The sequence below is a fragment of the Treponema sp. UBA3813 genome (assembly GCA_002368605.1).
GTDB lineage: Bacteria > Spirochaetota > Spirochaetia > Treponematales > Treponemataceae > Treponema_D.
The window spans coordinates 1-9925 of the sequence record DFEB01000076.1 but is presented as its reverse complement, the minus strand read 5'-3'; the positions used below and the strand labels follow the sequence as shown (position 1 = coordinate 9925).

Sequence of the window (9925 nt, the reverse complement as noted above, 5' to 3'; positions counted from 1 at the left end):
AGTTGTTGTGCTTTCCGCTTCCGTTTACGCCGGCAAAAGGCTTTTCTGCAAGAAGGCAGTACAATCCGTGCTTCAAAGCGACCTCTTTCATAAGACGCATGGTAAGCTGGTTCTGGTCAGCGCTTAAGTTCGTCGTGGTGAAAATCGGAGCCATTTCGTGCTGGGCAGGAGCGACCTCGTTGTGCTTTGTCTTGCTCAAAATTCCCAGTTTCCAAAGCTCGTTGTCCAAATCTGCCATGAATTCGGCGATTCGGGGCTTGATTGAGCCGTAGTAGTGGTCGTCCATTTCCTGACCTTTTGGCGGCATTGAGCCAAAGAGAGTGCGGCCAGTGAACATCAAATCCTTTCGCTGTTCCCAGAGTTTTTTGTCGATTAAGAAATATTCCTGCTCAGGGCCCACCGTGGTGATGACTCGTTTTGCAGAAGTGTTTCCGAAAAGACGGAGAATTCGCAAAGCCTGAGTGTTTAACGCTTCCATTGAGCGAAGGAGAGGCGTTTTTTTGTCTAAAGATTCGCCCGTATAAGAGCAGAATGCCGTCGGAATGTAAAGGGAACCGTCCTTGATGAAGGCGTAAGATGTGGGGTCCCAGGCAGTGTAGCCGCGGGCTTCAAAAGTGGCCCGGATTCCGCCTGAAGGAAAAGATGAGCCGTCAACCTCGCCCTTTACCAGCTCCTTGCCAGAAAATTCCATGATTACGCCGGAACCGTTGGGAGAAATGAAAGAATCGTGTTTTTCGGCGGTGACGCCAGTGAGCGGCTGGAACCAGTGAGTGAAGTGAGTGGCTCCCTTTTCGATTGCCCAGTCTTTCATTGCGTTGGCAACCACATTGGCCACATCAAGCTCCAGCGGCGAGCCTTGCTGAATCGTCTTTCTAAGCGATTTGTAAGTGTCTTTGGGGAGACGAGCGCGCATCACATCGTCATTGAAAACCATGCTTCCAAAAATCTCTGGTACGGTAACGGACATTTAATTCTCCTATTTAGGAAAAGAATAGCATAAATCACAAGAAAATAGAATAGGAAAAAAAATACCTGTTACATCGCATGACCGTATCTTTTTATTAAAACCTTTATTTTTTTGCAGCCTTATATAATGGATAGACTTTTTCAGCAATCACTTGCAAGTCACTGATTCGGCTTTCGTGTGATGGGTGGGTGCTCATGATTTCAGGTGGTTGGGCACCAGACGCTGCAGACATCTTTTTCCAAACATTTACGGCATCGTATGGGTCATAGCCTGCTCGTGCCATGAGTTCTGTTCCGATATGATCTGCTTCTGTTTCGTGTTTACGAGAAAATGGCAAGGTAAGTGTGTATTGAGCGGCAATTCCTAAAAGTTGATAACTTTCTTCGTCCAAGCCTAAAATTGTTGCGGCGGCGGCAACACCGAGATTCTGCAAACCTTCCTGACTTGCCCTCTCACGACTGTGTTCCTTTAAGGCATGTGCGATTTCATGTCCCATGACTGCGGCGAGTTCACCATCTGTGAGCTGGAGCGTATCGATGATGCCTGTATAAACGACGATTTTTCCACCAGGCATACACCACGCATTAACTGTTTCATCGCTGATGACATTTACCTGCCAATCCCATGAAAGCGCATCTTCTCGGAATGTAGGTGTTTGAGCAATTAAAAGTTTGGCGATTTTCTGAACTCTTTGAACTGTAGAAGTATTCGTGTTGAGTTTGCCTGCTTTTTTCGCTTCTGCGAGGACTTCTGCGTAAGATTCATTTGCACTTTGCTCGATGGCTTCTTCAGAAATGAGCATTACCTGTTTTCTGTCTGCGCCAACACTTCCTGCCGCTGTAGTCGTTGTGAGACAACTTGTGAGTAAAACAAAAGGAAAAGCGAGAAAAATTAATTTAGGAAGAATTCTTTTTTTCATAATAAGAACCCTATCACATTTTCACTTGCTTTTCTAGACTTTATTGCTTTTTCACAAAATCAGAATAGAATAAAGGAATGAAAAAGAATTTTTTCTATCTAAGCGTATTTATATGTCTTCTCTTTGGCTCTTGTGTATCAAGCCTTGATTCTAATGGCAGACTTTTAAATCCTGATGGTATTGAGACCTCCTATTGCTCTCAGAAGGAACTTTCCTTACGAGAGAGTGGTTATTATTTCTTTGCTTCGCCTGATGAGTGGAGATTACAGTATCCTAGCGGCAGCGAAGAAGGCGGAATGCTGGACGACTGGATTAAGGCAGATTTTAAGAACAAGTATCTTTCTATTTATAAAAATGCGGATGGTGAGAAATTTCTTCGTTTTTCTCTTGATGCCAGCGACAAAGGCAAATCAAAAAACGGCTCATCGGTAAGGGCTGAGCTTAGGCACAATATCGAATGGACTCTCGCTGATGAGAAATCCATGGAATACACTTTTTACATGACTTCAACTGATTTTTCCTCGGCTAAGTTTACGGTGGGGCAGTTTTTGCAGCATTGCGATTTAAAAGATTCGCCTTTGTGTCGCATTGAGCTTGAAAACGGCGGAATAAAGGCTGTGGTCACCAATTATGAAAAGGACGGAAAGACAAAGGCAGACGGTAAATCCCATCGATATGATTTGGGCTCAATCGCTCAGTTTCAGAAAGTGAAAATCAAAATCTCTGTAAGCAATAATGTTTTGAGGCTCTATCGGGACGGTGTTTTATACGCGTCGCATAATTTTCATAGAAATGTCCGCAATGATTACAAAAATTATTTTAAACTAGGCATATATTATCAGAACACGGATTCACCAAAGATTTTCTCCGAGGTTTTTGTGACCTCCTTAAAAGTCCAATAATCTTCCCTATTCTCTAAATCGCCTTTTTTTGATACTATTAAAAGTAACAGGAGTATAAAATGAAAGAACTTTCTGAATTGATGGATTTCCGTCCCAGCATTAAAGTTGTCGATGCTACTTTGCGTGACGGTGGCTTGGTTAATGATTTTTATTTTCCAGAGGGATTTGCCAAAGCACTTTACGAAGCTAATGTAAAAGCTGGCGTTGATTATATGGAATTCGGCTACAAGGCTGACAAAGAAATGTTCGATGTGGCAAAATTCGGTCCCAGCAAATTTTCAGATGACGATTATATCCGCTCAGTCGTTGGTGACAATAACACTGATTTAAAGATTGCTATTATGGCTGATGTTGGCCGCTGTAACTACAAGCAGGACATTGATGAAAAGGCAAACAGCCCGGTTGATTTGATTCGGGTCGCAACTTACCTTCACCAGATGCCGGGCGCATTGGACATGATTGAAGACGCAAAAAAGAAGGGATATGAAGTCAGCTGCAACATCATGGCGATTTCAAATTCTCAGGAATCAGACTTAAAGGTCGCCCTTGATTTATTGGGAAAATCTTCTGCCGATGTAATCTACATTGTTGACAGTTACGGTGCCCTTTACCCAGAGCAGATTGCCCGAATCGCCGACATCTACGGAGAATTCGCCGCAAAATACAATAAAAAACTGGGAATTCATGCCCACGACAATCAGAAACTGGCCTTTGCAAATACAATCGAAGCCGCCGGGGACGGAGTTGACTATCTTGACGCAACTTACGCCGCGATGGGGCGAGGGGCCGGTAACTGTGCAATGGAGCTTTTGCTGGGCTTCTTGCGAAACCCGAAATTCAAGCTCTTCCCGGTAATCAAATTTATCGAAGAGCACATGAATCCTCTCAAAGAGTCAGGCGTTGTCTGGGGCTACGATTTGCAGTATCTCTTAACTGGTGTATTAAACCAGCATCCACGAACGGCTATTCAGTTTACAAAGGACAAGCGCAAGGACTTCTGCGAGTTCTACAAAGAAGTCACAAGCCAGGAATAAATCCTTACAAGATTTGTCGGATAAAACAAAAAGCCGTCTCCCGTCGGGAACGCGCCATCAAACATCGCAGTGAGCAAAGCTCAGGCGAGTTTGTGTCGCAACCCCGACTCCGACGGCTTTTTGTATTTTCTGCCAATGTTGCGGCTTTATTCTCTAAAATAAGAAAACTCCACCCGATTGAGTGGAGTTCATTGCTCGACAACTCGTGAGAGTTGTCGTTAAGATAAATCACGAAGTGATTTATCGCTGGATTCGTCCAGATCCGTCGCCGCCTGCGAGCTTGTTGACTTCGTCCTCAGAAACCATGTTGTAGTCACCGATGATTGAGTGCTTGAGACAAGATGCAGCAACTGCCCAGTTGATTGAATCCTGTGTGTTCATTCCTTTGAGCTGTGAGTGGATGAGACCACCACCGAATGAGTCACCGCCACCTACGCGGTCAACAATCCACATCTCGTATTTCTTTGAGAATGCATAGTCTTTGTCGTCGACATAGAGGAGAGCCTGCCAGTCGTTGCGGTTAGCGTTGATTGATGAGCGGAGAGTGATTGCGACTTTTTTGAAGCCGAATTTCTCTTTGAGCTGGCGTGCAACTGAAACATAACCGTCGTTGTTCAAAGTTCCCTTTGTTGTATCAGTTCCTTCTGATTTGATTCCGAATACATCGTTTGCGTCGTCCTCGTTAGAGATACAAACATCGATATATTTACAGATTTCTGTCATAGCTTTGCGAGCTTCGTCTTTTGTCCAGAGCTTTCCGCGGTAGTTCAAGTCACAAGAAGTTGTGATGCCCATTTCGCGAGCTGTTTTACAAGCCTCGATACAAGCAGTTACCATGTTTGGTCCCAAAGCCGGTGTGATTCCTGTGATGTGGAACCATTTTGCGTCCTTGAGGATTTCTTTCCAGTTGAATTCTTCTGGTTTTGCGAGCTGAATTGAAGAGCCTGCGCGGTCGTAGATACATTTTGAGCCACGCTGAGAAGCACCTTTCTCGTTGTAGTAGATACCAACGCGTGGACCGCCACGAACGATATATTCTGTGTGAACGCCATATTTGCGGAGTGAGTTTACAGCTGCCTGACCGATTTCGTGAGTCGGAAGTTTTGTAACGAAGTATGATTCGTTGCCATAGTTAGCGAGAGAAACAGAAACATTTGCCTCACCGCCACCGAAAGTTGTTGTCATTGAGTCAACCTGAACGAAACGATAGTAATCAGCAGGCTGGATGCGAAGCATCAATTCACCAAAAGTAACTACTTTTGCCATTTTTTAATCTCCTATTTCGGCTTGTATGCCGTTTTTTTGCGAAAAATATTAATCAATTATATTCTATAATAAGAAAATCTGCAACAAGTAAAATTTATTTGCTTTTTCTTATATTCAAGGCGATACTATAAATATAACAAACATTATTCGAGGTACTGCTTATGAAAAAGAGAAGTGTTATCCGAAGGATGGTTACCATCACCGGTATTATCATAGCCGTCCTTTTCGTTGCCTTAATTGAGCTCAGCGTAAAGGTCGTCAATGATTCATCACGCAAGACGGCCGATGCCGACATGGATGCGCTTGCTGATTCTTATTCAAATTATGTCGAATCTTGGCTTGAAGAAAACCTGAACCTTCTTGATTTTTACACTAAGGCAGATGTTGTTTACAATTTCGGCTCTTATGATGAAATCGGTGAATGGCTGGCAACAACGCCAAAACGCCGCTCTTCAGAAATCGACTATGTTCTCTTTATTACCGCCGAAGGAAACACTTATTATGATTCCGGCAAGCGGGGCAATAACTCAGACCGTGCCTACTACAAGGCAATCATGAACGGAGCTGACTATTACATCACTGACCCGACGGTAGCAAAGGCAACCGGCAAAGTCTCAACCATGCTTGTCCGCCCGGCTTTTGACATGAGCGGCCGCAGAGTCGGTATGTTCGTCGGAGTCAAAACAATCGATAAAATCCAGCAGAAAATCAATTCCTTCTCTTTGGGCGAAAAAGGCTATGCTTTCGTCGTTTCTGGCGACGGCACGGCAATGTGTCACCCGGATTCTTCTATTCAAATGCAGAATTTCATCAAAGATTCTATTTCTGGCCACGAAGATATGGCCGAAGTCGCAAATCTGATGATAAACGGAGGCGCTTCAAATGCCGTCATCAATAGCTTCGTCGTCCCCGGCGAAAAAGACTGTATCTTCTATCACCCAATCGGTAAAACAAACTGGTCTGTGGCTATTGCTCTTCCTCTCACGCAGCTTGACGCATCCGCAAACAAAATCCGAAACATCCTTATCGGAAGCAATATCTTAATCGCTGTCATCGTTCTTCTTGTCATCATTGTCTTCATGATTATCATGTTCAGACCTCTTAAAGTCGTTGTTGCCAGCATCGTTGGAATTGCCAGCGGAAACGCAGACCTTACAAAGCGAATCGAAGTAAAAGTAAACGATGAGATTGGTTCTGTCGGTTTAGGATTCAACAAATTCATTCAGAAATTGCAGGAAATCATTGCTGAGGTTAAGAATTCAAAGACATCTCTGCAGGACATAGACGGAAGCTTACAGGCAAGTATTTCCGACACAGAAGGAGCTATTGCCGAAATCAACGAAAACATCAACTCTCTCAAACAGATTTTGGGCGAGCAGACTTCAAGCGTTGACGGAACGGCTAGTGCAATAACTCAGATTACATCAAACATTCAGTCCCTTGAGCACATGATACACACTCAATCTTCTGGCGTTACTCAGGCATCTGCCGCAACCGAAGAGATGATTGGAAACATCAGCGCCATCAACGCTTCAATCGAGAAAATGGCAGGAGAATTTGCCGAGCTTCAAGGAAAGGCAAATCTTGGAGCTTCAAAACAAGCTACCGTCAATGACCAGATTGGCGAAATTGAAAATCAGTCAGCTATGCTTCAAGAAGCAAATGTGGCGATTGCATCTATCGCAAGCCAGACAAACTTGCTGGCTATGAACGCGGCAATCGAGGCGGCTCATGCAGGCGACGCAGGAAAGGGATTCGCTGTCGTTGCGGACGAAATCCGAAAACTGTCAGAAACTTCTTCTGCCCAATCAAAGACCATCGGCGACCAGTTGCAGAAAATCCGAGCGTCAATCGAAACGGTCGTTTCTTCATCTTCTGAGTCTAGCGCGGCATTCACGGCAGTTTCTTCAAGTATCCGTGAGACAGACCAGCTCGTCCGCCAAATTAAGGCCGCAATGGAAGAGCAGTCAGAAGGCTCTAAGCAGGTTTTGGACGCTCTCCACACGATGAGCGACAGCACTGGAAATGTCCGTGCCGCAGCCGAAGAAATGAGCTCTGGAAGCCAGCAGATTTTGCAGGAAGTTTCGCGCTTGAAGGACGCTTCAAGCAATTTGAATGGTTCCGTCGGCGAAATCAACTCAAGCGCGCGAAAAATCAGTGAGACAGGAAATGCCCTCACCGATATTTCTGTAGAAATGAATCGCTCAATCCAGAAGATTGGCGAAGAAATTGACCAATTTAAGGTCTGATTTTATTCTCCGCAACCGGCACTTCCGCCACAACCAGAACAGACGCCGCAGGAGCCGGAGCATCCACCGCCACAGCCGCATGAGTCGTTTACGAATGGCTCAAGCTCGGCTTCGGTGGCATCTCGCACATCGACGACTTCCACATCGAAGCAGAGCTTTTTGCCTGCAAGCTCGTGGTTTCCGTCAACAGTGATAGTGTCATCAGTGACTTTAGTGACTTTTACAATCATGGGGCCTGTCGCCGTATCAGCCTGGAATTGCTGACCCACAGTGATTTCGGCTCCAGTATCAAATTGCTTTCGGGGAACTTCGGCGACGAGTTTTTCGTCATATTCGCCGTAGCCCAGGGCTGGCTCAATCTCTGTGTGGAATTTGTCGCCCGCTTTGTGACCAGTGAGTTCTGACTCAAGACCGGGAATGAGAGAGCCGATTCCGTGCATGTATTCCAAAGGTTCTCCGCCAAGTGAAGAATCAAGCTGATTTCCGTCAGTATCTTTAAGCGTGTAATGGATTTTAACCATTTTCTGATATTCGATTTCCATGCGATAATTCTAACAAATTTTATTATTCTGTGCTATAATAAAGTCAAATGCTGATTTTCGAGTTGATGAACGATGGCGGACCGAATTCAATGCAAATCCGCCAGCACATTTTTAATTTTCTCCTTGCGAATGAACATAAATGTGTCTCGCTCGTCTCTCATTTTTTAAAAAACGACACGAAAATTCTCTATATTCTTGATGAACGAAATATAATTTGGGGAGTGCTTTCAGTTTCTGTAGGCGGGCAGATTCTCCACTGTCTTGAAAGCGACTCAATTCTTCCTATAGTTCAGGAATATTTCTCTTATGCAAAACCACAAAAATTATTCAGCATCATCGGAGAAAAAAAATATACCGATGCAATCGCAAAAATTTTCCTCAAATTGTACGGTACTGTTCCAAAGGCGGCAAATGAATACAGTCTTATGGAATACAATCAGGCAGCAGCCGAAGAGTCTCTTCTTGCCAATGCAAATGACCACAAAAAGCAGGCTTTTCTGAGCGAATGTGAGGTTTTTACCTGCAAAGATTCAGATTTTGACGCGCTGTTTCCAATTCAAAAAGCCTATGAACTTGAAGAAGTGGTAATCGATAAAAATTCCTTTAACGAAAAAAATTCCCGCATTCTATTGCGCCGTTCAATTCAAGACGGAGGCGTATTCGGAGTAAAATACAATAATCGGATTATCGCAAAGGCCTCTATAAATGCAAAAGGTGAAAAATGTATTCAACTCGGTGGCATTTATACAGACACAACTTTGCGCAACAGGGGAATAGCGACTTATCTCGTTAAAACTTTGACGCAACAGTTTAAAAAAGATGGGAAAATCATCGTTCTGTTCGTAAAGAAAGTCAATGTGACGGCAATCAATGTATACAGAAATTGCGGCTTCGTGCCTTTCACAGACTATAAAATAAATTATTATTGAGAAAATATGAAAAATGACTTTAATTTCTGCCCGGCATGTGGCGGAAAAAACATTCAGAATGTGAACATGCGGAAATGGCTCTGTGCGGATTGCGGATTCGACCTCTACAATAATGTGGCAAGCGCGGTCGGACTTGTAATTCAAAACTCGGAAGGAAAAATCCTGCTGGAAAAACGCGCAAAAGCCCCCCGAAAAGGATTTCTTGCATTTCCAGGAGGCTTCGTTGATCCGGACGAAACAGCGGAAGAAGCTTGTTTTCGGGAGTGCATGGAAGAAATCGGAGTTGAGCCACTTTCCTTAAAATATATCGCGAGTTTTCCTAATACTTATGAATACAAAAACATCCAGTATAAAACTTGCGATGCTTTTTTTGAGGCGACATTGCCTGCTGACGCAAAACTAAAAGCCCAGAAGGGCGAAGTGCTTGGTTTTGAGGAAGTTTTTGTGCGTAACGAAAAAGAGCTTGCTGAACTTCCACTTGCATTTGAAAGCGCAAGGAAGACTCTTGCATTATGGTTGAGGAATAAAAAATGACACTGGAACAGATTGCATATTTTTCTATGTTGGGAATTTCCTTGATTGGCTATATCGCCACATTGATTTCGATTCCCTACAGGCGCAAAAAGATTTTTTCTCAGGCTGGCTCTCTTTTCATGTCCTTAAAGACCGCTTCTTCAAAAAAATGGATTGGAATTGCCGTCCTTTCTTTTATTTTGATTCTTGTCGTGCCGCTCAGAAATTACTCTTGGTTCGTCAATATTATCCTTCTGGCAACGGCTCTTGTTGCGGCTGAAATTGCGGCGAGAGAGGCAGCTGGATGCGGAAAGGCCGGAATTTACGAAAACATGCTGATTTCAGGAACAGATTCTGTTTTGTGGAATGATGTCTATTCCCTTCCGACTCTTGCTTACGAGAACGATGAGGAAACGACACAGGTTGATTTTAAAACTCTTCGGGTAATATTGAACAACGGAAAGGAAAATCTGATTCTGTTTTCCAGTGAAGAGGAGAGAAAGCAAGCCGTAGACCTGATTCTAAAACTTGCGCCCAAGCTAAAACCATAAAAAAAAGGAGCACCGCGTAATGCCGTGCTCCAGATATGTAATCGAACCCCAGC

At 44.0% G+C, this 9925-nt stretch carries 10 protein-coding genes; 6 read left to right on the top strand and 4 right to left on the bottom strand.

Annotated elements, in window-relative coordinates; translation table 11 throughout:
- Together B2089_RS11315 and B2089_RS11310 are read right to left on the bottom strand one after the other, a co-directional pair.
- On the bottom strand, positions 1–967 hold a 967-nt coding region (locus B2089_RS11315), incomplete at its 3' end, for a glutamine synthetase III (RefSeq protein ID WP_296687350.1).
- Between the two features lie 103 nt (positions 968–1070).
- On the bottom strand, positions 1071–1886 hold the full coding sequence (locus B2089_RS11310) for a M48 family metallopeptidase (RefSeq protein ID WP_296321885.1): 816 nt from the start codon (positions 1884–1886) through the stop codon (positions 1071–1073).
- Between the two features lie 77 nt (positions 1887–1963).
- Here B2089_RS11310 and B2089_RS11305 point away from each other — a divergent pair, with 77 nt between their 5' ends.
- Together B2089_RS11305 and B2089_RS11300 are read left to right on the top strand one after the other, a co-directional pair.
- Positions 1964–2788, top strand: a complete 825-nt coding sequence (locus tag B2089_RS11305; protein ID WP_296321883.1) for a polysaccharide lyase family 7 protein — start codon at positions 1964–1966, stop codon at positions 2786–2788.
- Positions 2789–2847: 59 nt separating this feature from the next.
- Positions 2848–3822: an aldolase catalytic domain-containing protein gene (locus B2089_RS11300; protein WP_296321880.1), complete on the top strand. Its 975-nt coding sequence runs from the start codon at positions 2848–2850 to the stop codon at positions 3820–3822.
- Between the two features lie 240 nt (positions 3823–4062).
- On the opposite strand, the gene B2089_RS11295 is transcribed toward B2089_RS11300, so the two are convergent.
- The gene (locus tag B2089_RS11295) at positions 4063–5088 is read right to left on the bottom strand and encodes a sugar kinase (RefSeq protein ID WP_296687347.1); all 1026 of its coding nucleotides are present in this window, start codon (positions 5086–5088) and stop codon (positions 4063–4065) included.
- A gap of 161 nt (positions 5089–5249) precedes the next feature.
- On the opposite strand from B2089_RS11295, the gene B2089_RS11290 reads away from it, so the two are divergent.
- Entirely contained in the window at positions 5250–7337 is a 2088-nt protein-coding gene (locus B2089_RS11290; RefSeq protein ID WP_296325596.1) for a methyl-accepting chemotaxis protein, read from the top strand.
- Between the two features lie 2 nt (positions 7338–7339).
- On the opposite strand, the gene B2089_RS11285 is transcribed toward B2089_RS11290, so the two are convergent.
- Positions 7340–7879: an FKBP-type peptidyl-prolyl cis-trans isomerase gene (locus B2089_RS11285; protein ID WP_296325594.1), complete on the bottom strand. Its 540-nt coding sequence runs from the start codon at positions 7877–7879 to the stop codon at positions 7340–7342.
- A 47-nt stretch (positions 7880–7926) separates the two neighbouring features.
- Here B2089_RS11285 and B2089_RS11280 point away from each other — a divergent pair, with 47 nt between their 5' ends.
- From B2089_RS11280 to B2089_RS11270, 3 genes are read left to right on the top strand one after another with little or no spacing between them, the layout of a single operon-like run.
- Entirely contained in the window at positions 7927–8808 is an 882-nt protein-coding gene (locus tag B2089_RS11280) for a GNAT family N-acetyltransferase (RefSeq protein WP_296325592.1), read from the top strand.
- 6 nt (positions 8809–8814) lie between these two features.
- Entirely contained in the window at positions 8815–9342 is a 528-nt protein-coding gene (locus B2089_RS11275; protein ID WP_296325590.1) for an NUDIX hydrolase, read from the top strand.
- Positions 9339–9872, top strand: coding sequence for a hypothetical protein (locus B2089_RS11270; RefSeq protein ID WP_296325587.1), 534 nt, complete (start codon positions 9339–9341; stop codon positions 9870–9872). The genes B2089_RS11275 and B2089_RS11270 overlap by 4 nt, the downstream gene beginning before the upstream one ends.
- The last annotated feature ends 53 nt before the right edge of the window (positions 9873–9925 follow it).

Coding starts and splice junctions, on each gene's coding strand:
- B2089_RS11310 (WP_296321885.1), bottom strand. CDS start 1,886: ATGAAAAAAAGAATTCTTCCTAAATTAATTTTTCTCGCTTTTCCTTTT.
- B2089_RS11305 (WP_296321883.1), top strand. CDS start 1,964: ATGAAAAAGAATTTTTTCTATCTAAGCGTATTTATATGTCTTCTCTTT.
- B2089_RS11300 (WP_296321880.1), top strand. CDS start 2,848: ATGAAAGAACTTTCTGAATTGATGGATTTCCGTCCCAGCATTAAAGTT.
- B2089_RS11295 (WP_296687347.1), bottom strand. CDS start 5,088: ATGGCAAAAGTAGTTACTTTTGGTGAATTGATGCTTCGCATCCAGCCT.
- B2089_RS11290 (WP_296325596.1), top strand. CDS start 5,250: ATGAAAAAGAGAAGTGTTATCCGAAGGATGGTTACCATCACCGGTATT.
- B2089_RS11285 (WP_296325594.1), bottom strand. CDS start 7,879: ATGGAAATCGAATATCAGAAAATGGTTAAAATCCATTACACGCTTAAA.
- B2089_RS11280 (WP_296325592.1), top strand. CDS start 7,927: ATGCTGATTTTCGAGTTGATGAACGATGGCGGACCGAATTCAATGCAA.
- B2089_RS11275 (WP_296325590.1), top strand. CDS start 8,815: ATGAAAAATGACTTTAATTTCTGCCCGGCATGTGGCGGAAAAAACATT.
- B2089_RS11270 (WP_296325587.1), top strand. CDS start 9,339: ATGACACTGGAACAGATTGCATATTTTTCTATGTTGGGAATTTCCTTG.